22 protein-coding genes are annotated in these 22,818 nt (G+C 38.3%); 7 read left to right on the top strand and 15 right to left on the bottom strand.

From position 1 onward, the window contains the following. Positions 1 to 9: 9 nt before the first annotated feature. The 3 genes from H148_RS0112035 to H148_RS0112045 all read right to left on the bottom strand — a co-directional run bounded on the left by H148_RS0112035 (position 10) and on the right by H148_RS0112045 (position 3,179). The gene (locus H148_RS0112035; RefSeq protein WP_029035030.1) at positions 10 to 1,425 is read right to left on the bottom strand and encodes a CCA tRNA nucleotidyltransferase; all 1,416 of its coding nucleotides are present in this window, start codon (positions 1,423 to 1,425) and stop codon (positions 10 to 12) included. A gap of 88 nt (positions 1,426 to 1,513) precedes the next feature. Then, positions 1,514 to 2,083 carry an L-threonylcarbamoyladenylate synthase gene (locus H148_RS0112040; protein WP_029035031.1) on the bottom strand — a complete coding sequence of 190 codons (570 nt, stop codon included), beginning with the start codon at positions 2,081 to 2,083 and terminating at the stop codon, positions 1,514 to 1,516. Next, positions 2,067 to 3,179 (bottom strand): glycosyltransferase family 4 protein, encoded by a 1,113-nt coding sequence (locus H148_RS0112045; protein ID WP_029035032.1) that lies wholly within the window; start codon positions 3,177 to 3,179, stop codon positions 2,067 to 2,069. Before H148_RS0112045 ends, H148_RS0112040 begins: the two co-directional genes overlap by 17 nt. Positions 3,180 to 3,348: 169 nt before the next feature. Between H148_RS0112045 and H148_RS17810 the strand changes: the two genes are divergently transcribed. Beyond that, entirely contained in the window at positions 3,349 to 4,098 is a 750-nt protein-coding gene (locus H148_RS17810; RefSeq protein WP_051286420.1) for a glycosyltransferase domain-containing protein, read from the top strand. 34 nt (positions 4,099 to 4,132) lie between these two features. On the opposite strand, the gene H148_RS0112055 is transcribed toward H148_RS17810, so the two are convergent. From H148_RS0112055 to H148_RS0112075, 4 genes are all read right to left on the bottom strand, one after another. Then, entirely contained in the window at positions 4,133 to 4,822 is a 690-nt protein-coding gene (locus tag H148_RS0112055) for a class I SAM-dependent methyltransferase (protein ID WP_029035033.1), read from the bottom strand. A 153-nt stretch (positions 4,823 to 4,975) separates the two neighbouring features. Then, complete coding sequence (locus H148_RS0112060) at positions 4,976 to 6,052, bottom strand: glycosyltransferase (protein WP_029035034.1); 1,077 nt, start codon at positions 6,050 to 6,052, stop codon at positions 4,976 to 4,978. A 436-nt stretch (positions 6,053 to 6,488) separates the two neighbouring features. Then, the gene (locus tag H148_RS0112070) at positions 6,489 to 6,761 is read right to left on the bottom strand and encodes a glycosyltransferase family 2 protein (RefSeq protein ID WP_029035035.1); all 273 of its coding nucleotides are present in this window, start codon (positions 6,759 to 6,761) and stop codon (positions 6,489 to 6,491) included. 99 nt (positions 6,762 to 6,860) lie between these two features. Next, positions 6,861 to 7,952 (bottom strand): glycosyltransferase family 4 protein, encoded by a 1,092-nt coding sequence (locus H148_RS0112075; RefSeq protein WP_029035036.1) that lies wholly within the window; start codon positions 7,950 to 7,952, stop codon positions 6,861 to 6,863. Positions 7,953 to 8,462: 510 nt separating this feature from the next. Here H148_RS0112075 and H148_RS0112080 point away from each other — a divergent pair. Both H148_RS0112080 and H148_RS0112085 read left to right on the top strand, forming a co-directional pair. Next, a complete protein-coding gene (locus tag H148_RS0112080; protein ID WP_029035037.1) occupies positions 8,463 to 9,221 on the top strand; it encodes a lipopolysaccharide kinase InaA family protein in 759 nt (252 codons plus the stop codon). A gap of 33 nt (positions 9,222 to 9,254) precedes the next feature. Beyond that, positions 9,255 to 10,226 (top strand): glycosyl transferase family 90, encoded by a 972-nt coding sequence (locus tag H148_RS0112085; protein ID WP_029035038.1) that lies wholly within the window; start codon positions 9,255 to 9,257, stop codon positions 10,224 to 10,226. A gap of 35 nt (positions 10,227 to 10,261) precedes the next feature. Here H148_RS0112085 and H148_RS0112090 read toward each other — a convergent pair whose 3' ends face one another. The 3 genes from H148_RS0112090 to H148_RS0112100 are packed head-to-tail and all read right to left on the bottom strand — an operon-like array spanning position 10,262 to position 13,298. Continuing rightward, positions 10,262 to 11,377: a glycosyltransferase family 4 protein gene (locus tag H148_RS0112090; protein WP_029035039.1), complete on the bottom strand. Its 1,116-nt coding sequence runs from the start codon at positions 11,375 to 11,377 to the stop codon at positions 10,262 to 10,264. After that, entirely contained in the window at positions 11,378 to 12,427 is a 1,050-nt protein-coding gene (locus H148_RS0112095) for a glycosyltransferase family 9 protein (RefSeq protein WP_029035040.1), read from the bottom strand. Between the two features lie 55 nt (positions 12,428 to 12,482). Continuing rightward, positions 12,483 to 13,298, bottom strand: a complete 816-nt coding sequence (locus H148_RS0112100; RefSeq protein ID WP_029035041.1) for a 2,3,4,5-tetrahydropyridine-2,6-dicarboxylate N-succinyltransferase — start codon at positions 13,296 to 13,298, stop codon at positions 12,483 to 12,485. 220 nt (positions 13,299 to 13,518) lie between these two features. Between H148_RS0112100 and ruvX the strand changes: the two genes are divergently transcribed. From ruvX to mazG, 4 genes are all read left to right on the top strand, one after another. Next, on the top strand, positions 13,519 to 13,926 hold the full coding sequence (ruvX, locus tag H148_RS0112105) for a Holliday junction resolvase RuvX (protein ID WP_029035042.1): 408 nt from the start codon (positions 13,519 to 13,521) through the stop codon (positions 13,924 to 13,926). A gap of 10 nt (positions 13,927 to 13,936) precedes the next feature. After that, positions 13,937 to 14,527, top strand: coding sequence for a peptide deformylase (gene def, locus H148_RS0112110; RefSeq protein ID WP_029035043.1), 591 nt, complete (start codon positions 13,937 to 13,939; stop codon positions 14,525 to 14,527). Positions 14,528 to 14,585: 58 nt separating this feature from the next. After that, positions 14,586 to 15,047 carry a DUF5606 family protein gene (locus H148_RS0112115; protein WP_029035044.1) on the top strand — a complete coding sequence of 154 codons (462 nt, stop codon included), beginning with the start codon at positions 14,586 to 14,588 and terminating at the stop codon, positions 15,045 to 15,047. Between the two features lie 88 nt (positions 15,048 to 15,135). Continuing rightward, positions 15,136 to 15,909: a nucleoside triphosphate pyrophosphohydrolase gene (gene mazG / locus H148_RS0112120; protein WP_029035045.1), complete on the top strand. Its 774-nt coding sequence runs from the start codon at positions 15,136 to 15,138 to the stop codon at positions 15,907 to 15,909. Between the two features lie 183 nt (positions 15,910 to 16,092). Here mazG and H148_RS17815 read toward each other — a convergent pair whose 3' ends face one another. The 5 genes from H148_RS17815 to H148_RS0112145 form a co-directional block, all read right to left on the bottom strand. After that, on the bottom strand, positions 16,093 to 18,546 hold the full coding sequence (locus tag H148_RS17815; RefSeq protein ID WP_342663252.1) for a DUF349 domain-containing protein: 2,454 nt from the start codon (positions 18,544 to 18,546) through the stop codon (positions 16,093 to 16,095). Between the two features lie 112 nt (positions 18,547 to 18,658). Continuing rightward, positions 18,659 to 19,393: a shikimate dehydrogenase family protein gene (locus tag H148_RS0112130; RefSeq protein WP_029035046.1), complete on the bottom strand. Its 735-nt coding sequence runs from the start codon at positions 19,391 to 19,393 to the stop codon at positions 18,659 to 18,661. After that, complete coding sequence (locus tag H148_RS0112135; protein ID WP_037325193.1) at positions 19,386 to 20,408, bottom strand: DUF368 domain-containing protein; 1,023 nt, start codon at positions 20,406 to 20,408, stop codon at positions 19,386 to 19,388. The genes H148_RS0112130 and H148_RS0112135 overlap by 8 nt, the downstream gene beginning before the upstream one ends. After that, entirely contained in the window at positions 20,386 to 21,333 is a 948-nt protein-coding gene (locus H148_RS0112140) for a DUF368 domain-containing protein (RefSeq protein ID WP_029035048.1), read from the bottom strand. Before H148_RS0112140 ends, H148_RS0112135 begins: the two co-directional genes overlap by 23 nt. A 33-nt stretch (positions 21,334 to 21,366) precedes the next feature. Next, positions 21,367 to 22,767, bottom strand: coding sequence for a tetratricopeptide repeat protein (locus H148_RS0112145; RefSeq protein WP_029035049.1), 1,401 nt, complete (start codon positions 22,765 to 22,767; stop codon positions 21,367 to 21,369). Positions 22,768 to 22,818 lie beyond the last annotated feature (51 nt).

The raw sequence follows: 22,818 nt of genomic DNA on the forward strand, positions 1-22,818 counted from the left end.
AATCATGTCTTATTGAGGGGATAAACCTATTTCTTTGCCTTTTTGAAGCATATATTCTTTGGCGGCCCCATATTCGTTGGGGATTACCCCCTCTAAAATTGCTTCTTTAATGGCATCTTTTATTATTCCAATTTCGCGGGAAGGTTTAAGATCAAAAGTTTCCATGATCTCTTCTCCCGAAACCGGCGGTTGAAAATTGCGCACGTGATCCCGCTCTTCGACTTCTTTTATCTTTTGTCTAACAACCTTAAAGTTATTATGATATTTGCGGTACCGCCGCGGGTTCTTGGTTGTAATGTCGGCTTCGCACAAGGTCATGAGATCATCGATATCTTCACCAGCGTCAAAAATAAGTCTTCGAACAGCCGAATCTGTCACGTCCTGTGAAAGAACAATAGGTCGCGAGCTCATGTACACCATTTTTTGTACAAACTTCATCTTTTCATTCAGAGGCATTCGAAGGCGCTTAAACAGTTTGTAAACCATTTTGGAACCAACAAATTCATGTCCGTGAAAGGTCCATCCCAACTGGTCATCAAATTTCTTTGTTGGGGCTTTTCCTATGTCATGAAGCAATGCAGCCCAACGCAACCAAAGATCACCTGTGGTTTCTGAAATATTATCTACCACCTCTAAAGTGTGCCAAAAATTGTCTTTGTGACGTTGACCCTCAATTTCATCTATTCCTTCGAGTGCAGTAAGCTCCGGCAGGATCAATCGTAAAAGTCCGGTTTTATGAAGGTGGCTAAACCCAACAGAAGGTTTTGGGGACAGCAGGATCTTGTTCAACTCATCCACAATTCTTTCCCGGGAAATGATCTTGAGTCGGCTCCTGTTACGGATTATTGCCTGCAGGGAATCTTTCTCGATCCTGAATTGTAGCTGAGAAGCAAATCTTATAGCTCTTAGCATTCTCAATGGATCATCAGAATAAGTAATGTCTGGATCCAAAGGAGTGCGAATAACTCCGGTGCTGAGGTCCTGGAGCCCGTCGAACGGGTCCAGAAGATTACCGTAAGTCTCTTCATCGAGACTAAGTGCCAGGGCATTAATTGTAAAGTCCCTGCGGTTCTGGTCATCTTCAAGAGATCCTTGCTTTACATCGGGATTTCGACTTTCCTCGCTGTAGCTTTCCTTACGCGCGCCAACAAATTCTACCTCCATATCGTAAGCACGAAGCATTGCAGTTCCATAGGTCTTAAAGATCTGCACTTTAGGTTTATGCGGAAGAAGGGAAGAAACTTTTTGTGCAAGCTCAATTCCACTCCCAACAGCCACAATATCTATATCCTTGTGTTCTCCGCGTTGCAGAATATAATCTCTTACAAATCCACCTATAACATAGCTCTCGAGCTCCAGTTCTTTGGCTGCAAGAGAAATGACTTTAAAAATGTTGTTGGATAGTGCCTGTTTATAATTGTTCAAGGTTTCATTTATTTTTTGTCACGAATTTCCGGGATTGGAGAGATTTAAAAAGACCTGACAGGTTTCCAAAACCTGTCAGGTCTAATCTTTACTTCCTAATTACTTTTACTTTCCCATCGTTGCTAAGTTTTATTATAGCCGAAGGTTTGGGAGTTTTCATGGACTGCTGCAAGTTCACTACATAATCTACACCTTTTATGATCTCGGGATTGATCTGTCCAAAAGTTTCAGGAGTAGGATCGCCGCTAATGTTTGCCGAAGTGGAAACCAATGGTCGCTTTAATTTCCTAACGAGTTTTTGACAAAACTCATCCTTTGTCACTCTTATTCCCAGAGTATTGTCATTGCCCACGAGATTTTCGGCAACCCGAATGGGTTTATCATATATAATCGTTGTAGGTTTGGCAGCATACTTAAGAATGTCGTAGGCTACCTCGGGGACTTCCTCCACAAACTGGTTGAGCATCTTAAAATCTGAAACTAAACAAATCAAAGCTTTTTCTTCACTTCTCTTCTTGAGCGCGTAGATCTTGTCTATTGCATCGGGATGGGTGGCGTCGCAGCCAATTCCCCAAACAGTATCTGTAGGATATAAGATAATTCCGCCTCTTTTTAAGACGGTCAAAGCGTTATTTAATTCTTCAGTGTAATCTACCATTTAAAGCGTTTTTATAAGCTTCCAGGGTTTTTTTGGCCATAATTTGGCTGGTAAAATCCTGAAACAGTTTTTCCCTGGAAATTTTTGCAAAGTTCGTGATTACCTGTGGATTTTCAAGCAAAAACAACAGGTTTTCACCTAAACCAATATGATGGTATTTTTCAGATAACAAGCCATTCACATTATTTTCTATGACTTCAGGAATACCACCCACCATCGTACTTACCACCGGCACATTGTGGTAAAAAGCTTCATAGATCACCTGCGGAATTCCTTCACTTTCTGATGTCAGCAACAACGCTTTGAACTGCGGAATAAAAGCTGAAGCTTCGGGCATATAGCCGGTAAAGAAGAGGTGATCTTCCAGATCGAGGCTCTTTACGAGGTCTATCAAAGCCTTGGTTCTTCGGCTGAAGTAGCCAACCTGGAAAAAATATAAATTTTTTTGGTTCTTCCGGTTAATCAGATAATCGGCCGTGTGAACAAAAGTCTCAAGATTTTTAGCTTCAATGTGATTCGCAATATTGCCAATTATGATGGCGTCGTTGGGAAGATTATATTTACTATGGATCCAAAAAGGGGATTTTTGATCCTTATTTTCTAAACGGGTTCCGTGATAGATTACTTCCAGCAGCTCATGATTATGAAGTGTTTTTAAACTTACTAGTTTTGTAGCTTCAGAAACACAAAGGATCTTTTTAATCTTTGGATAATTATATTTGAATAAGGTCTGCCGTCGCGCCCGGATCGGAAAAGAGGTTTTTTTACTCAGGATGCAGGGTGGAAGTTCTAAAAACTGGTCGGCTATTACTGCGAGAGTTAAAGCTGTAGGGTCGTGGATATGAATTAAATCAAATTGTTGTTGCCTGCAAACTTGAATAATTTTAAAAATGTATCTCGGGTCGACCTTTATGAGTAGTGGGGCACTTATAGCAGGAATTCCTGCCATTTTTAATCTTGAATGAAAAAGTTTTTTTTGAACACATAGAATTGTATTCTCAACTTCGGGAGTTTTCTTGAATTCATACCAGAGATTTTCGATGTGATTTTCACCACCACCCCATGTTTTCACGGCCGAAAGGTGCAGAATTCTCATAGCTGGTTATCTTTTAAAGCACGAAGGCCTTTAAAAAAAAGAACTTCTATACAGGTCCCAAAGGTAAGTTTTATACGGAAAAAATGAGATAAGTAATAAAACCTTGAATTTAGTGTCTTTTTCCCTTTTCTAATGATGTATATATTTGCAGCAGAAGACTTCCAAGAACATGAAAAATAAAACAGTAATCTATACCGCAATTTTTGGGGATTATGACGGCCTTATTCCTCAGCCTCAATTTCCGGGAATTGATTACATCTGTTTTACAGATACGCCGCAAAAATGTTCTCCCTGGAAAATTATTGAGGTTGAAAGAAGGTTCGAGAATTCGACTCTCGACGCAAGATTCCATAAAATCCTGGCGCATGAGCACCTTGAGGATTATGAAATAAGTATATATATTGACGGCAACTTTTTAATGCTTTCTAATCCCGGGGATTTAACTAAAAGTTTGTTTGAAGATGATACCGTATTAGCATTTTTCGATCATAACCGTGCCAAAGACCCGAGGAATTGTATTTACGATGAATATGAGGCTTTACTAAAATTGGGAGCAGAAAGAGGGTTCTATAAAGATGATCCCGAAAAGATGAAAAGGTTGATCACCCATTTAAAAGCTGAAGATTACCCCAGGGATCAAGGCTTAATAAGTTCAGGTGTTTTGATAAGAAAGCACAATAATCCTGAATTAATTAAATTAATGGAAACATGGTGGTGGTACGTCAAAGAATATTCTAAAAGAGACCAGCTGAGTTTCAATTACGTCCTATGGAAAACTGGATTTGATCGGTATAAAATAATTGACGGGGATATAAGAAAAGGAAATCGATGGTTCTATTTCCTGGGGCATCACCGAAAAAACTACAGTTTAAAACTTGCAAAATTCAAAGTGAAGAGGTGGTTTAAAAAACCATGGTAACATAACCGTGTTTAATAATAATTTAAATTCCAGATTAATATTGAATTGGTATCGGATTGAAGGAATTTGTCTTTCGAAAGACGGCCAATGTTTCACTGATCATCTCAAAATGTAAATCTGGATGAAATTTCTGGAAAGATTTTATAATTTTCTGTTCTCCTTTTCTGTTGGCATCATCTAATAGTAGACAATAATCTTCCTGGAAAAATTCAGTAATCTTAGTAAAGGCCGGAAATCTTGAATACCTGATCTTTCTTCCGTTTGCCGGAGGGCCATCGACCGTAATTAAATCGAATTTTTTATTCTCAATTCCACTTAAAACCGTTTGATAATTATACCAGTTTACCTTTCCCAGAGGAGTTTCTATTTCTTTAAGGTCGGCCTGAATAATTTTTACGTATTGTTGTAAGTCTTCATTTTTTAGATATCGGTCAATTACTGTCGCCCATTCTTTATTATGTTCAACTGTTATGATTTTTAAACCTAGATTGTTTCTTTTTATCAACCGTGCCATTAAAATTGTAGATAATCCGGAACCAAATTCCAGGATCATCTTCCTTTGATTGATTATTATTTCATTAAGTATATAAGCGATGCACATGGGGCGTAAGGCCCCGCCGTTAAAGGGTAAATACGGAAGATTGATAAGCAGTGGCTGTAATATTGCCATTGAATAAGTATCATCGGACTTTTTGGCGTTGTGTTTTAACTCTGAATCTTTCATATATCTATTATCTATATACTTGAAATCTTAATATACACAAATGAAAATGGAGAAGAGTTGTTTTATTACCTGTTAGTGGGAGATCCGCGTTACGAGAAAGTTGAAGAGGTAGAAGTAAATTGTTCTTCCCAGATTCCTATAGAGGCCTTCGTTTTAATAAGATCTTATCTGATTTCTTTTGAAATCTTCGTACTGCGATAATAACGAAGCAGCTGTTTTTTCTTCATTATAGTTTTTGGAAATCAGCTCATAAATATTATCTCCCAGTTTTTTCCTCAGGCCAAGGTTTTCCTTCAAGAATCTAATTGATCTAACCATTTCTTCTGGTCGTGCCTCACATAAATAAATATTTTTATTATGAGTGAATACTTCTCTTATAGCATCAGAATCCATTGTAAGTACTGGCCTGCCACAGGAGGCATAATTGAAAATCTTATTTGGAATAACTACACGGGCTTTAAAGGTGTCTCCAAAAATTCCCAGGCATAAATCAAAGCTGTTAATGTAGGAATCCAGCCGCTTATAATCTACCTGGCCCTTAAAAATCACTTGTTCCAGCTGGTAATCTTCAGCATAGTTTTTTGCTTCTTCGTATTGATATCCCTGTCCAATTATATAAAATTCAATGTCCTTTTCCTTTTTTAACTGCCTCGCAACTTCCAGTATTTTAAGAATGCCCTGTAGTGGAATAAAATGACCTATAAATCCAATTCTGAATATTTCGGGAGATTTCTCAATTCCAGGTGTTTCTCTTTTAAAATCCCGTGAGTTTGATCCTACGTAAACTATACCGGTCCTTTTTTTGGCAATCCCGTATTTTTCAGAAAAATATCTTCTGTGCTCAGAAGTGTCAAAAATGACAAAATCGGCTTTGTTTATAGAAACTTTGTCTCTATACCAGGATCTGAGGGCTTCATAACTAAATTTATGGTGTGATTTATAATCATGAATATTAGTCATATACTTTGAGATCAAAGGATCAAAAACCACATCACAGGAAGAATTCCTTTTTACAAAATTCACCGATTTATGTCCAAAGCTCGGAACCAGGATGAATTGGGCATTATTACTCAATTCTTTAATTTTTCTAGCCGTAGATTTATTAAACTTATTGAAAGGGAATTCTGTAACTTCATAACCTATTTTCTTAAACCCATTAAGGATTATCAAACTTCTGTTGTACCTGGTATCAACATTATATCCTGTAACAAGAATGTATTTTTGGTTCACAGTGTTAGTTTTTTTATTTCTTGAAAAGTGGAGGAATAAAATGGATTGTAGAGAATAAGTTCACGCAATCAGCTTATTATCCTAAAATATCTTTTCTTAATTCTTCCGTTTCTTTGCCCCATTTTACAGAAAAATCTATCATGGTAGATTTGTTATTGAAAGGGGAAAGGTAGTTTTAACGGTTAATCTCTGAAAATGATGAACATACATACTCTGTGCCAGTTGTATTGGTAAGACAGAAGAATCCTTATTAGATAATTTTTTTACCCTGTTGAATAAGTCAAAAGCTGCTGCTTGAATTCTTTCGTCCCATAAACCAATTGAATTTATAAAACTTTTTGTGCTAATAGTTACGGAACCGCCATAACCTTCAATTAATTTATAGCCCCAAGTTCTTCTTCTCTCTTATAGATTTCCATAACTTTTACGTCCCAATTTAATGGTACCAAATATCGTTATTAAAGAGGCAAACCACTTCATGCCTGGCTCTTTTTAGCCCGACAATTTGATTGTAAGGATAATTATAGTTGCCATTATTTTCCACCAATACCACATTATCTTTTTGTGCGAAAAATTCGTTGCACCTGTCTGTGGAATTGTTGTCAACGATAATAAGCTCGAAAGGATAATGGGTGTTTTCTTTTAAGGTTTTATAAAAGAGTTCATTCATCGATTTTTGGTTATAAATAGCGGTTATAATAGAAACCATACTTTCTTATTGTGTAGTCGGCAAATATAGTCAGAACAAAAAACAACTTAAAAAACAAATCCGATTTTAGAATTGGCATTTTGAGCTAATATATGAGGATTAATTAGCTGGAGTGTGCAGCAAATTATTGATGTATTCCACGATCTTCTTTCTATTCTGTTTTGCATCAAAATTATCCAGTATATATTTTCTTCCGTTTACACCAAATTTTTGCCGGATTTCAGGAGAGCTATAAAATTGTAATATTTTATCCTTCATGGCCTGGAGATCATCTTTTTTAATAAGAAATCCAGTTTCATTATTCTTTACAAGTTCGGGGTTACTACTAATGTCAAAAGCGATTACGGGTTTTTCCAATAGTGAAGCTTCTGCGATCACATATCCAAAACCTTCCCAGTGTGAAGGAAGAATGAAAACATCCAGGTCCTTTAAGAATGAAACAGGATTCTTTATTTCTCCTGTAAATTGAATCAAATGCTCAACTCGTTTTTCCTTTGCATAATCTATTAGTGTTTGTAGCAAAGGACCGCCGCCACCAATTCGTACTTTAAAATTTTTTAATTCATCTTTTAATAGTGCCGCCAAATCTATTAAGGCTTTTTGATTCTTTTGGTATACAAGTCTCCCAAGATTACCTATAACAAAACCAGGTGAATCTTGTGGAGTAGGAACATTGAACTTGTCAACATCCAAACCATTGTAAATTACTTTAATTTTGTTTTTAGGAAAGAGGTTGGGATTCTTTTTAAGAATGGATTTTTTTGTTGCTTTCGAATTAGCAATAATCCCCGTAATGACGTGCTTGAAATAAATTCTGTTCAAAAAAGAATTCTTAATTGGAATATCACTTCCTCTTCTGTAAATAATATGTTTAACATTTTTCGTTGCAGCGGTGACGCCCACAGTTTTTATATCAATGGGAGAATTAAGTAGAATCACATCTGGCGAGACATCTGATAAGATCGCGGCAATAGCCCGAAACTTCAGGGGATTCAAAAAACTAAAATTGGTAATTGGAAGTTGTTTTACCTCAACATCCTGTTTTCTTGCGCGTTTGTATAATTCGCTATTTTGATTGGTAAGGATGACAACCCTGAATCCATTTTCTTTTAAGAATAATGCCATTTCGAAATGCCATTTCTCCCCTCCTCCCCAGGATTTTGATGTATTGACAAAACAAACAATTTGCATATTACTTGAAGAGGGTTAACAAAAAAGATCTAGGCATTATTCTCTTTTTTTAAATATAGCATGTGCTAATTCATTCGGGGTGAGGGCTCTTTTAAATGTGTATCCTATTCAATTATTTATCAGGAATTGTAGCCAGGAATTCCTTTGCCCTTCCATGCGAATTTAAAATTTTTATATTAATTTAATTCCTTTTATAAAGAAAGAAGATTGAAATAATTGTCATTGCTGATCATGATTTTAAAGAACCTTTAAATTTAACCACTCAAACTTGTAGCTTCAAACAGGTATTATCAATTTTGGAATTCTCAATTTAGAAATCCTTGGAGGCCTCCTAGGTTCATTTGGAAGAAGGGGAGGAATCCTTGGTGTTTCTCTGTTTTAACTAATGAGATATTTATCTTTGTTAAAACTTAATAATAATTTAAGTTTTTGCACTTTCTAATTCAGGGAAAACAGAACATTTTAATACGCGGGAAAAATTTAAATTAAAGTAACGGGTAGTAGCCGATAATGAAAATTCAGACTTCCAAATATTACAAGTTTACAAAAGATAAGATAGAAAATATCCTTTTGGATTTTAAAGGAAAGGGGGAAGTCTTTTTTCAAGGTCCGAGAAATGAAATCAGGACTATTGAACTCGAAGGAAAGCTTTTGAACATTAAATCGTTCAAAAAGCCCAATTATTTTAATAGATATGTTTATGTTTTTTTACGTCCGTCCAAAGCAGAGCGTTCTTTTAATTATGCCTGTAAGTTACTTGAAAAAGACATAGGCACTCCTAAACCTGTGGCATTTGCCGAAGAAGTGGCCTCCGGGGCTTTAGTGAGAAGTTTTTATATAAGTGAGCATCTTGAAAATGACATGACTTTTAGAGAAATTGATCTGGCACAGGCCGGGCACGAGAAAATACTTCGTGCCTTTACCCGTTTCACCTTTTCTTTACACGAGAAGGAAGTTGAATTTCTTGATCATTCGCCAGGCAATACTCTTATAAAGCTAAAGGAGGATAGTATTGAATTTTACCTGGTCGATTTAAATAGAATGAATTTTAGAAAATTAGACTTTTCTGAACGAATGAAAAATTTTTCTCGTCTATCCCAGAATAAGGGAATTTTTAAAGTCATGGCAAACGAATATAGCCGGCTTATTGCTCAACCTGAAGCTGAAGTGTTTGAAAAGATGTGGTATTACAACCGCTTATTCTTTGAGAAGCGCCAGCAAAAAAGAAAAGTGAAAAAAAAATTTAAAAATTTAGTAGGCCTGAAATAATTTTCAGGTAATGCCAATTAATGAGAAAATTTTATGAATTTGAAATTCATGTTTGGATCTGGAAAAAACTCCAAATTACCCTATTATATAAAGAATTATTCCAAAGTCTTCCTGCCGAAATTCATTTTTCAAAACCGGCTATCCAGCAAACTTGCCTCAATTCCCCAAAGAACCGATGCCGGGTATATAAAAGAGCGGGTGGACTATTACAACAAATTGGACAGTGTGGAAATAATAGATTCCTCCAGTCCCAGGTTTAAAGACTTAAAAAAAGACAGGGAAATCAAAAGTGTTTATTTCCTTGATGCCTATGATATTATATCCTGGTTCAAAGAAGATTACAAATGGAATTTCCTGCCCGGAGACATTACAATCATACCTAAAGTTCCTTCAATTGTAAAAAGCCGACCAATAGAAGGGGACAACCGCAATTCTGTTTTATTAAAGCTCGTGAAAGTAAGGCACTTTATTTTTCTTAATGACAAAATCCCTTTCGGAAAAAAAAAAGATAAGCTTATTTTCCGCGGGAAAGTAGATAATAAACCCAACAGGGAAGCTTTTATGAAAATGTATTTTGGGCATCCAAAGTGCGATTTAGGAAATATTACCCGAAATGATGTTTCTCCAGCAGAGTGGAAAGTTGAAAAGAGTACTCTTTACGAACACCTGCAGTATAAATTTATTCTTGCCCTGGAAGGAAACGATGTAGCGAGTAACCTTAAGTGGGTGATGTCTTCTAATTCTATAGCAGTTATGCCCCGACCAAAATACGAGACATGGTTCATGGAAGGAAAGTTAATACCTAACTATCACTATTTAGAAATAAAGGACGATTATTCTGATTTGGAAGAACGACTCAATTATTACATTGAAAATGAAGTGGAAGCCCAACAAATCACAAGGAATGCTCAGGAGTATGTATCCCAGTTTTTCGATGAGAAAAGAGAGCATTTAATTGGACTGGCCGTTATGGAAAAATATCTGCAAAAGACAGGACAAAAATAATTCACAGGATCAAATTTACTCAATATTGGAGGGTGTTACTTTAAAAGGTCTTTGTAAACCTGGATCATTTCAGAAGCAATAAAATCATCATTAAATTTTTGCACATATTGATAACCTTTTTCCGCAATCTTATTTCTCTCTTCAGGTGAATCCAGTAATTGACTTATGGCCAAAGAAATTTCTTTCACATTATTAGGATCCACATAAATGCTGTCTGGTCCACCTGCTTCCGGAAAGCAGCCGTAGTTGGTGGTAATTACAGGTGTTTTGGAAAACAAAGCTTCAATAATGGGAATCCCGAAACCTTCGAAAAGGGATGGGTAAATAAAAACCAGAGCTCCCTGGTAGAGGAGGGCAAGCTCATAGGTGGATAATCCTTTTAAAAAAGTGACTTTATTTTCTAATTTTTCCTGCTGGATATACTCCTGCACACTTTTTCCGTAGGAAGTCAAAGAGCCTACGATCACCAGGTGAGTTTCGATATTTTTTATTGCTTTTACTGCCGAAAGTACATTTTTCCTGCTTTCCACAGTGCCAACATTTAAAATATAATCCTGAGGCAGGTGATACTTTTGAAGCATTTTCTGGATAGCCTCTAATCCATAAGCCTGTTTATACTCTTTTTGGCATCCCTGGTAGATCACCATTAATTTCGATTCATCTACCTCCAGGAATTGAACTATGTCTTTCCTGGTTTGGTCGCTTACTGCAATTACCACATCGGCCTCTTTTACAGCATGCTGAAACTTCTTTTTGTAAATAGAACGGTCCAGCCGGGTGTAAAATTCGGGATATCTAAGAAAAATCAAATCGTGTATGGTGACCACACTTTTAATATTCTTTTTGTATAATCCCACGGGAATTTCCCCCGATAGTCCGTGGAAGATTTGAATATTATCCCGCTCTAAATCGTTCACGACCTTCTTGTGTCTCCAGTATCTGTTAAAGATCATGTCTTTCAACTTGCCCGGAAGTTTTTCCTCTACAGGACCCTGGGGAGTAAAAAGAGAATCTTTTCCGGGTTTTGGGTTGTACAGGTAATAGGTGTTCTCCGGGTAAAACGTACTTAAGATTTTCACCAAATCACGGCTGTAATTCCCCAATCCGGTTGAGTTATGAAATATACGTTTTGCTTCGTAGCCTATGTTCATTTAGGAGGATTTTTGAATTTTCCTGCGAATATTCTTTAGAAGAAAATTTCGCAATTCATTACGGAAATTTTCAGGTTTCAGGTTTTTATAAGATCCCGGAACCTGAGTGGAAAAATCTTCAGGATGTATAGATTTGTTCCGGATTCCATCTTCATATATCGCCCAATCCTGTTTTTTTATAAAAGGTGAATAAAGGGAAAATGTAGGTATGGAAAGAGCTTTCGCAATGTTGGCAGCACCTCCTTCATTACCAATATAAACCTCAGAAAAGGTACAATTCAATATAAATTTTCGAAGATCCTTCTCGTAGATGTCATTGAAAATTCTTTTTTTGGTAGTCTCGGCACAAAGTGAAAATATTTTCCTTGCCTCAACCTTCTGAGAAGGAATATAATTAAATAGGATTTGTGCATTATCCACCACACGTACAATTTCATCAAGAACTGTAGCCATGTATGGTGCGGGATAACTTTTGATCTTTGTACTTCCCAGGATCCCACACATAATTATGGGATATTCTGGACTTAAACCTGCTGTTTGAAGTTTGTTTTCAACCTGTAATTTTTCCTCATCAGAGATGTATATTACAGGTTTTGAGGCAACAGGAAAATCTTTGTTCAGTGCCTGTAAGAGCAGCATCCTGTTTTCTATAGCCAAACCGGCTTTTGTTTCGGGATGGTTTTTATACTTAAAAGTATGGGTGTAGAATTGCCGGGTGTATTCCTTATGGAAAGAAATTCTTGTGGTGGCGCCGGAAAATTTTGCAATTATACCAGTTCCTATTTTAGAATAAGCATCTATGACGATGTCATAAGATGTAGCTTCTATTCTTCTCAAAAACCGGAAAAAGCCGACTATATTTATATTCCAGTCAGGATTAAATTCGATGATTTTGTCAATGTAAGGATTATTCTCAACCACCGCCCGCGTATTGGGATAGATCAAATAATGTAGCTCGGCAGTTGGATATTCCTTTCGAAGGGGTTCAAATAAGATCGAGGACGTAAGTACGTCCCCAATCATTTTCTGCTGAATCACGAGTACCTTCATAATCCCTTCTTATCTCCCATACCGGGAGCATTTCCTCTTCTTAATTTAAAGCAAATTAGACTGCTACATTGTGTTCTCTTAGAGCGTCATTTAGAGAAGTCTTTTTATTGGTGCTCTCTTTTCGTTTTCCAATGATCAATGCGCATTGCACCTGATATTCTCCTGCCGGAAACTTTTTTGTATAACTTCCCGGTATTACAACAGAACGGGCAGGTACAATCCCTTTCATTTCTACGGGCTTTTCTCCCGTTACATCAATGATCTTTGTTGAAGCGGTTAAAACCACATTGGCACCAAGAACGGCTTCTTTCTCTACTTTCACACCTTCAACAACAATACTTCTTGATCCCAAAAAAGCATTGTCTTCAATTATTACCGGTGCTGCTTGTAATGGTTCGAGAACACCACCAATTCCAACTCCACCACTTAAATGAACATTTTTTCCAATTTGAGCACAGCTTCCAACTGTTGCCCAGGTATCCACCATAGTACCTTCGTCGACATAAGCTCCAATGTTCACGTAACTGGGCATCATGATAACTCCGCTGGAAATATAGGCACCATGTCTTGCTACAGCATTGGGGACTACCCTTATTCCTTTTTCCTTATAACCTCTTTTTAATGGAATTTTATCGTGATATTCGAATATTCCTGCTTCCAGGGTTTCCATCTTCTGAATGGGAAAATATAACACTACAGCTTTCTTCACCCATTCATTTACCTGCCAGCCATCGGCTACAGGTTCGGCCACACGAAGTTTTCCTCCGTCAAGTAAATCAATTACTTCACGAATTGCATTTGTAGTTTCAGATTTATTGAGAAGATCCCTGTCGTCCCAGGCTTTTTCTATGATATCTTTAAGATGTTCCATTTTAGTTTTTGTTTTAAATATAAAATACCTGCCCGGTGCAGATGTAATATTGAACCGAATAATCTGTCAAAAATGACATCCTGTAAAGGTTTTTTTGGGCAGACTATTAGCTGCGCGAAGGTAATACATTTAACTTAAATTAGCTGAAGTCTTGAAGGGCCGTGGCAGGAGTCAGCAGTTTTTGGGTTCACGAATTAAGGCGTATCTTTGCCGCCAAATTATGGGAAGAATACTGGCATTAGATTACGGCACTAAACGCACCGGGATTGCGGTTACCGATGAGCTACAGATAATAGCTTCAGGTCTCACCACAGTTTCCACGGCAGAACTTTTGCCTTTTCTTAAAAAATATTTCACTGAAGAAAGTGTGGAACTTGTCCTTCTGGGAGAACCCAAACAAATGGACTATACTGCTTCTCACAGCGAAATTAATATTCAGGAATTCCTGAAGAAGTTCACAGAAAATTTTCCCGAAATGAAGCTGGAAAGAGTAGACGAGCGTTTTACGTCAAAAATGGCATTCCAGTCCATGATCGATAGCGGACTTAAAAAGAAGCAAAGGCAAAATAAAGCCCTTGTAGATGAAATAAGTGCAACAATAATACTGCAGAGTTACCTTTATAAATAGATATTCAATAATGATAATCCCAATAGTAGCATACGGCGATCCGGTTTTAAGGAAGAAAGCAAAAGAAATTCCACAAGATTATCCAAACCTGAAGGAACTTATCGATAACATGTGGGAGTCCATGTACGGCGCTTATGGCGTTGGTCTGGCCGCACCTCAGGTTGGTCTGCCGATAAGGATCTTTATGATCGACACTTCTCCCTTTTCTGAAGACATTGAACTGTCTGAGGATGAACAAAAGGAATTGGCAGGACTTAAAAAAGTATTTATAAACCCAAAGATCCTGGAGGAGACAGGTGATGAATGGGCCTTTAATGAAGGCTGCCTAAGTATTCCTGAAGTCAGAGAAGATGTTTTTAGAAAGCCCGAAATTAAGATTGAGTATTTTGATGAGGATTTCAATAAGCATACTGAAGAATACAAAGGATTGGCGGCGCGTGTGATCCAGCATGAATATGATCACATCGAGGGGATTTTGTTTACAGATAAGCTCAGCAGCCTCAAAAAGAGACTTATCAAAGGAAAACTTTCCAATATATCAAAAGGGAAGATCCAAATAGATTATCGCATGAAGTTTCCGGAACTTAAAAAAGGCCGTTAATTAGTTTTGTTTTTTAGACGGGAGGTAAGATATTTGCCTTCCAAAAATTAAAAAGGATATGAAGTTAGATAAAGTGTTGTCGATTTCGGGAAAGCCGGGATTGTATGAACTTAAAGCTCAAACCCGCGGTGGTTTTGTTGCCGAATCTATGTTAGACGGTAAAAAGATCTCTGTGAATATGCGCCACAATGTGAGTTTGCTCAGTGAGATCGCTATTTATACCTATACCGAAGAAGTACCTCTACGTGAGGTCTTCCAGAAGATCTCAGACAAAGAGAACGGAGGAGAGGCAATAAGCCATAAGGAATCTAAAGCAAAACTTGAAGAATATTTTAGCGAAGTTCTTCCGGGGTATGATGAAGACCGCGTATATGTAAGCGATATAAAAAAGATCCTGCAGTGGTATAACCTGCTGGTGAGCAAAGGTTACACTGACTTTAGTAAGCCCGATGAAAAAACCGCAGAAGAAACTTCTGAAACAGATAAAACTCCAAAAGATACCGGAGGAGAAGAGGAATAACCTCTCCATAATTTATAAAAAACCAACTGATTTTCAGTTGGTTTTTTCTTTTCTTAAAACTTAACTTACTTCTCTTAAAGATCTGTACATGAATTCACGGGAACAACAGCTTAAAGCATTTGACAGGCTACTCACAATCATGGACGAATTGCGGGAGCAATGTCCCTGGGACCGGAAACAAACTTTGCAAAGTCTGCGACATCTAACCATCGAAGAAACTTACGAATTGGGAGATGCTATTTTGGACAATGACCTGCAGGAGGTGAAGAAGGAGCTGGGAGATCTATTGCTGCACATTGTGTTTTATTCCAAAATAGGAAGCGAAACAAATGACTTTGACATCGCCGATGTCGCAAATAGTATTTCTGAAAAATTGATCAGTCGTCATCCGCACATCTACAGCGACACCAAAGTGAATGATGAAGAAGACGTGAAGCGGAATTGGGAACAGCTCAAATTAAAAGAAGGTAAAAAGAGCGTTTTGGAAGGCGTTCCTGCCTCTTTGCCAGCTCTCGTTAAAGCCAGCCGCATTCAGGATAAAGTAGCCGGAGTAGGATTTGACTGGGAGGAACCACAACAGGTATTCGAAAAACTGCAGGAAGAGTTGGAAGAACTTCAACACGAAGTAGAAAACCGTGATCAGCAAAAGATTGAGGAGGAGTTTGGAGATGTGATGTTCAGTATGATCAATTACGCCCGATTCCTTAAAGTTAATCCCGAAGATGCCCTGGAACGAACAAATAAAAAGTTTATTAAACGATTCCAGTACCTGGAAAATAAGGCCAAAGAACAAAACAAAAGCCTGAAGGATATGACTCTGGCAGAAATGGATGTGTTTTGGGAGGAGGCTAAAAGAATATAATTCGATTAGCGCATTATTTTAATAAGAGCAAGAATCGCTGCGTTTTTAGAACCAAGAGCCAAGACTTCCGGGTTGGAATATGAGAATTTAGGTTGTAAAAAGACTTATTTCTGAGTTAAAAAAAACACCTCTTAAAAATGACATTTTGAGAGGTGGTTTAATTTCAAGCTTTTTCCCTAGATCTTATTGATCGTAAAGGGATTTTACTTTCTCCAGTTTTTCTTTCCAAATCTTTAATTGATCCTTCTGGTTTTGAATGTTCTTGTGAACATCCTGTACCAGCGGATTCTTATCGTCAACATTCGAAAAGAACTGAAGGTTGTTTTCCAGCTGTCTTATTTCTGCCTTCGTTTCCTCGATCTTCTTGGTAAGGAAATAATGCTCATTATTCAGTTTTTTGGAGTCGTCAGAATTCTCAAGTGCCTGTACTTTATTCTCATACTTAAGCATTTCGCTCTGTTTTTTGTCTAGGTCGAGCTTATCGAAAGCCTGGTCAAGTGCTTTGTTGAATTTGCCTTCTATATAACGCTTACTATGCGGTACACGCCCCAGCTTCTTCCATTCCTCAATGAAATTTTTGATAGTAGGCAAATCCTGTTTGCGATCCCCGGAAAACTCTGTATTTTTCAGCTTTTCAAGAAGTTCTTTTTTCTGTTCAAAAGCTTCACCTTCTTCTTTATTTTCCTCATTTCTTGAGGCGTGAAGTTTGTCAAAATAGTGATTACAAGCAGCCTTGAACTTTTTCCAGATCTTGTCGCTGTCTTTGCGGGGAACATGGCCAATATTCTTCCAGTCGGTCTGGATCTTTTTCATGAGTGGCGTAGTGACCTTAAAATCCTCACTATCCTTGTGCTCTTCAGCGATCCTTACCAGCTCCTGTTTTTTCTCCAGGTTCTCGTATTGTTCCTTTTTCTGGTTTTTGTAGAAACTGTTTTTGTTTCGGTTAAAGCTTCGAACAGCTTCCTTAAATTTCTTCCAGGTCTCGTCGTTCACCTGACGCGGCACCTTTCCGGCATTAAAAAATGCTTCCCTTAAAGCTTCCACTTCGGTGATCTTTTGTTGCCACTGTTTGTGAGAATTGTAATTACCTGAAGCAATTTCCTTTATCTGCTCAATGATCTCCTGCTTTTTCTCAAGGTTTTTCTCGAAATTCTTTTCCATTTGGGCAAAATATTCCTGCCTTTTGTCGTGGATCAACTTAGTAGCATTGCTGAATTTTTCCCAGATATCGTCTCTGTATTCTTTTTCTACCGGTCCAAGATCTTCCTTCCACATCTTGTGCAGCATTTGTAGCTCTCGAAAAGCACGATTTGTATCGGTTTCCTGCGTAAGTTCTTCTGCACGCGTAATAATTTTTAGCTTCTGCTCTAGGTTGTGCTTGAAATCAAGATCCCGGAATTCCCTGTTGAGGTGTAGGAAATCATAGAAATTCTCGACATGATGGTGATATGTGTTCCAAACGGTATTGTATTTATCACGTGGAATTGGACCGGCAGTTTTCCAGCGGTCCTGCAAATCCTTGAAGTGCTTATAGGTAGTGTTGATGTTCTCCTCAACGTCTATTAGACCTTTTAGCTCTTCAATTATTTCCAGCCTTTTGTCCAGGTTCTTGTTAAGGTCCTGCTTAAGTTGCTGGTAATATTTATTTCTTTTTTCCTTGTAATCAAAATACAGGGAGTTAAACCGCTTTTTTAAAGGGGTAGAGTAGTGGAAGTCAATGATATTTCCGCCATCGGCCAGGAACTCTTCTTTTTTCTCCTCTATTTCTTCGTCCAGCTTGGCATGAAATTCTGCACGTATTTCTTCCACGTGCTCTTTAATTGCCTGTACCTTTTCATTTTTAAGAAGTTTTTCCATCTCATCGGCCAGGGCTTCCTTACTCATGGAATGGTAATCCTTCTTTTCAATGCCGTGACGTTCTCCTGTGGTTTCGTCTTCACTTTCCTCGGCTACGGTCTCTTCCATTTCACTCTGTGCATCCCGGGATTTCTTTGGCGCAGGATCTTCTTCTTCATCACCTTCAACTTCGGAAGAGTTTTCCTCTACCTCTTCGTCTGATGTTCCAGGGCTTTGGGAGTCAAAAAAGGGATTTTTTGCTTTAGTTTTTTCGTTTGAAGTTTTCTCTTCGGAATTGTTCACTTCTGAAGCTGTTTGCTCAGTTTCCTGTTGCTTAGCAGCTGCCTTTTCTTCATCTTCCTCGTCAGTTTCCAAAGCAGCTTCGGGAGATGTAGCGGGTTCTGCAGATTTTTTATCTTCTGTTGCCTGGGCTTCATCTACCATGGCATCTTCAATGGAATCTTTTTCTTCTTTTTCTTCTGAAGATTTCACTTCAGAAGTTTCTTTTTTTGAAGTTGAAGCCGGAATTTCTTTTTTCTGAGAAGCTGGTTTTTCTTCCTCCTCATCGTCATTATCAAAAGCCGCTTCTGGAGAGGTGCCGGCTTCGACATTTCTCCTGTCTTCGGTGGATTTTCCTTCATCTACCATAGCATCGGCAATATGATCTTTTTCTTCCTTCTCTTTGGAAGTATTTTCAGCTGTTTCTTCTGTCTTATTACCAGGATTTTCAGCTTGGGAATTCAGACTATTATTCTCCTTTTCCGGCTGCTCCTGGTTGGACATTTTATCTTTCTCAGACATATCTTTCAATGTTAGGGTTCACTATTCAGTAATAATTGTGAAAGATAATAACTCCCCGGAGACCTAACAAGGGATTACGGCTATTTATGAGTGGTAAATTGAGGTGCAGCCCTTAACCCAGGTTCCATATTTCCCAGGCCTTTAAAGCCTGAAATTCGAGCATTTTCTGTCCATTCAGGATGGTTACTCCCCGGGTTTCGGCCATCTGCATTAAAGTAGTTTTTGGCGGATTGTAAATAAGATCAAAAAGCAGGTGCCTGGAACTTAAATGCTCTACCGGGAGCGCCGGAAATTCTCCTGTCTTTGGGTAAGTGCCCAGTGGCGTGGTATTGACGATCACGGAATTTTTCTCTAAAATTTCTCTAGAAAGTTCTTCGTATGAAATGGCATTTTTGGAAGGGGAGCGGGAGACGAAGATAGTACTTATATTTAAGGAATTTAGCGCATAATTAATAGCTTTGGAAGCCCCTCCAGTGCCAAGGATAAGAGCATGTCGATGATGCGGCTTCAGGTGAGGTTTTAGAGCTTCAGCAAAACCGAAGTAATCTGTATTATAACCCGTTAATTTACCGTCTTCAGCAACTTTTATGGTATTTACCGCTCCTATTTCTTTTGCTACAGGGTCAAGGGTATCCAAAAAGGGCATAATTGACTCCTTGTATGGAATAGTGACATTTAAACCTTTGAGTTCAGGATTTTGGACAATAATGTTAGAAAATTCTTTTATATCCTGCAGGTCGAAGTTCTCATAGGTTGCGGCTATACCTTCCCGGCGGAATTTCTCTGAAAAGTACTTCCGTGAAAAGGAGTAGGAAATATTTCGTCCTACCAGTCCAAATTTATGCATAGGATTTTTTATTTTTTAGTTCGGCTAATGCTAGCCAAAGGACCAGCAGAGCCCCCACCACAATGAAAAAAATAGCTATCCAGGTACTAAATTCATGGAGTTGTGGCACATACCTGTCATAATTATCAATGATCTTATTTCCTTTTTGGTCAAGTAAAAAGACACCTTCTGTATCTCTTCGGAATTCGGCTTCTTTCCAGGGCCATACCACTCCAAGGGAGCCGGTAATAAAGCCAATGATCACGGCAAATGTGGCATTTTTATAGTGCTTCAGCAGGTATCCAAGTATATGTGATAATGATACCAGTCCGGCTATCGATCCGGCAGTAAATACAAATAAAACTTGAAGCAGGCGCATCCTGTCTTCATCATCAAGAAAAGAAAAATCCAATTGAAAAAGTTCAGCAAGAGTGAGATAAAGGGCGTTTACTGAATCCACCAGAAGCAGTACATAATTCCCCAGCAGGATGAGAATAAAAGAACCTGAAAGTCCCGGTAAGGTCATCCCGCTAACTCCAACTATCCCGCAAAAAAATACAAACCAAAGATTGTCATTTTGCGCTGCAGGCTCAAGAAAACTGATGCTTACTCCCGCAATAATTCCCAGCAGCATAAATCCAATGTTTCTGCGGTTCCATTCCTCAAAATCTTTGCTTATATAATAAATGGAACCCAGGATCATTCCAAAAAAAGAGGCCCAGACATAAAGTTCATAATGACTTATAAGATAATCTAGCAGCAGGGATACTGAAAAATAACTTATGACCATTCCCAAGGTAAGCAGGGAAAGAAAACGGGCGTTGGTGTAGTACCACAGACTGCGGAACCTGCCGTTGACCAATAATTTGAGTGAGTTGTAGTTAATCCGTCGGAGGGAAAAGATAAATTCTTCGTAAAACCCGGCAACAAAAGCAACCATTCCGCCGGACACCCCGGGAACCTTATTGGCGGCACCCATTAAAATGCCTTTTAGGACCAGAAATATTTTATCGCTATACGTTCGGGTTTCCTGCATTTTCCTGCACCGGCTTTATTTCTGCGAGACCCTCTAAGATAAGAATAAGGGCAAATCCTGCAAGCATAAGTACGAAGGCCTGTAGCGTATGGGGTTCTGCATGAAAATTCCAAGGCATTACAGATTCATCCCTAATAGTAATTACCTTATCACCTAATTCCAGGGTTTCCAGTTGGCGCTTCCAGGGCCATATTTTATTCAGTGATCCGGCAATAAAACCTGTCAAAACGGCCAGAGTGAGGGTGCTGTAATTGATAAAAAGCCATTTAAGCAGGCGTGAGAACGACAGCAATCCGAAAACTGCGCCTAAACCCACAATTCCAAGGATCTTAAAGTCAAAATCGTGGGCCGCTTCACTTACGGTTTTATAAGCGCCCAACAAAACCAGGATAAAGGCTCCCGAAATCCCCGGGAGTATCATTGCACAAATTGCAATCGCCCCTGCAAAAAACAAATAGAGATCGCTTGCAGCCGCAGTTATAGGAGGCAGAGAAGTAACATAAAGAGCAAACCCTGCACCGATGATTAAGAATAAAAAAACATTAAAAGTCCATTTTGGAATCTGTTTGGCGACATAGTACACACTCGCAAGTACCAGTCCAAAAAAGAAAGACCAGATTAAGATCGGGTGATTTTCCAGCAAATAATTTGTAATGCGCATCACCGTAAAGATGCTAAAGAGAATACCGGCCAATAGAGCTACAATGAAATTGCCGTTAAGCTCCTTCCACATTGCTTTAAATCCTACATTCTTCCATGTGTAGAGGAGGCCTACTTTCACACCACTAATGGTGTTGATAAGCTCCTCGTATATACCTGAAATAAATGCAATTGTACCTCCGGAAACACCGGGAACTACATCTGCAGCTCCCATAGCCATTCCTTTTGCTGTGATAATAAGATAATCTTTAAAACTTCGTCGCATTGGCTTTATTTGAAGTGCGCAAAGTTAAAAGAATTAACTGCAAGATTTCAGGTGCATTTTTATTTTCTCTTTGACAGATTTCCTGGCAAAAATTGATGGGAAAAGCTCCTCAATGATGATGTAATATTCAGAATCCATCTTAAGGGCATTGTTCAGGTGATTATTTCCTTTTTCCGGTTCGTGAAGCACGAAGTAAAGTCCGGCGAGCCTGTATTCGATCTCTGCTGTCTCAGGATAGAATTCAATGGCCTGTAAGAGATTTTGAACTGCTGCCTCAAATTCTCCCAGGTTGATAAGAATATCGCATCTCTTTACCCATGTTTCCAACTCATAATTTCCCAGCTCAAGAGTACGACGGTAACCTCTCTCGGCCTCCTCAAGTTGCTGTAATTTATTGTTGATGCGGGCGTACCTTTTCCAGTACAGCACGTTTTCACTATCTATATTAATGGCTTTATTGATGTAATAAAGTGCTTTTTTGTGGTTGCCTTTTTTATAAAAGAAATCAGTGATCGCTATCCAGCCCTTGTCCAGCAAAGGATCTTCATGTACGGTTTGGCGGTAATTCTTTAACGCCAGCTCATCCAGCCCCAGCTTTTCATAGCATTTTCCAATTCTTAAGTAAGCAAAGGAGGTTGGGTCATCAAGGTCCATGGTAATGGTGTAGTTCTCAATGGCTTCGTTGAACCTTCCAAGTTTTTCCAGCACCTTTCCTTTTTCAAGGTAAGCTCCTATAAAAGTATCGTCACTAATAATAGCAAAATCAAAAGCTGAAAGAGCTTTAGTATAATTTTTAAGATCAAAATACTGTTTCCCCAACTGGTGCCAGCCTACTTCTGAATATGGATTCCTGTCAAGAAAAGTGTTCAGGTAATCTATCGCTCCCTGCTTCTGTTCAAGAAAATCAAAACAATACATGATGTTGTACAGAGCCGAATAATCTTCTTCATCGGCTTCCAGACACTTCATAAAGTTAAGTTTTGCATTTTCAAAATCCTCAAGGAACAGGTATTCCATTCCCAGCAGGGAATAAACATCAGCTTCATCGCAGGTAATCTCCAAAGCAACCTCAAGCATTTGTATGGCTTCCTGGTGTTGATCTTTCTTTGAAAGTATATTGGCCTTTTGAATGTAGACTTCCTCATTAGAGGTTTCAAGGTCATAGATTTCGTTCAGTATTCCTTCGGCCTGGTCCAGCTTGTCCTCAAATACAAGGATCTCCACCCGAAGCAACCTCAGGTTTACCGAGGTAGGGTGTTGTGAAAGTCCAAGTCTGACAGCTTTTTTGGCAAGGGCAATTTTTCCATTCTCTAAATAAAAATGAATAATATTTTCAAACTCATCAGAGTCAAAAAATAATACATCATTCGTTTTCAGCATCGATTCAAAACGAGTAAGGGAGAAATTGTTTTCTTCGTTATGGCTTAATAACATAAGCAGTTTTTACTGATTTCTACAGTATTAAAGTTATAAATGTTCTACAGC

This window comes from Salinimicrobium terrae DSM 17865 (assembly GCF_000424665.1).
GTDB classification, from domain to species: domain Bacteria; phylum Bacteroidota; class Bacteroidia; order Flavobacteriales; family Flavobacteriaceae; genus Salinimicrobium; species Salinimicrobium terrae.